Source organism: Kribbella sp. CWNU-51, assembly GCF_054073265.1.
The window spans coordinates 1-834 of sequence record NZ_JBSXMZ010000071.1 but is presented as its reverse complement, the minus strand read 5'-3'; the positions used below and the strand labels follow the sequence as shown (position 1 = coordinate 834).

At 69.4% G+C, this 834-nt stretch carries 1 protein-coding gene; it reads left to right on the top strand.

The window, feature by feature from the left end; genetic code table 11:
• Nucleotides 1-58: 58 nt before the first annotated feature.
• On the top strand, nt 59-834 hold a 776-nt coding region (locus ACXC9Q_RS41840), incomplete at its 3' end, for a transposase (RefSeq protein ID WP_457062606.1).

Genomic DNA, 834 nt, shown 5'->3' with positions numbered 1-834 from the left:
CAGCGACGATGTGGTTTGTCTAGGACCATGTCGTGCGGAATCGAGGAGCACCTTCGAGGTGAAGACTACCGGGTTGTATCCGTGTGTCCGGTTTGACGCGGCCGGGTCGGGGGTGGTGTCGCAGGCCGGTGGCCTGTTACTCACCGGCGCGGTCCGGGCCAGCGGCGTGGCCGCGGAGTTGTCGCGGCTGTTGGCGCCGTGGCGCAAGCCGTTGGCGAGGCACGATCCGGCCAAGATCGTCACCGATCTCGCGATCGCGCTCGGGCTGGGTGGGGACTGTCTGGCCGACATCGCGGTGCTGCGCGGCGAGCCGGGCCTGTTCGGCCCGGTCGCCTCAGATCCGACGGTGTCACGCACGATCGACGCACTCGCCGGCGACGTCGAGGCGGTGCTGAAGGCGATCAACGTCGCTCGGGCCGCAGCGCGTGCGCGGGTGTGGGCGTTGGCCGGCCGGTACGCGCCGGACGCCGGTCGCGATGTCGACGATCCACTGATCATCGACCTCGACGCCACCTTGGTGGGTGCACATTCGGACAAGCAGGGTGCGGCGCCAACCTTCAAGCGGGGCTACGGATTCCACCCGTTGTGCGCGTTCGTCGACCATGGACCCGACGGGTCCGGTGAGCCGCTGGCGGTGATGTTGCGGCCCGGGAACGCCGGCTCGAACACCGCCGCTGACCACATCACCGTGGTCCGCGACGCGCTCAAACAACTCCCCTCACACCGGGTGGGGACCAGGCCCGGGCGCAAGGTGCTGATCCGCACCGACGCGGCCGGCTGCACCCACGAGTTCCTCGACTGGATCGTCGGCCAGCGCCTGTCGTACTCGGTCGG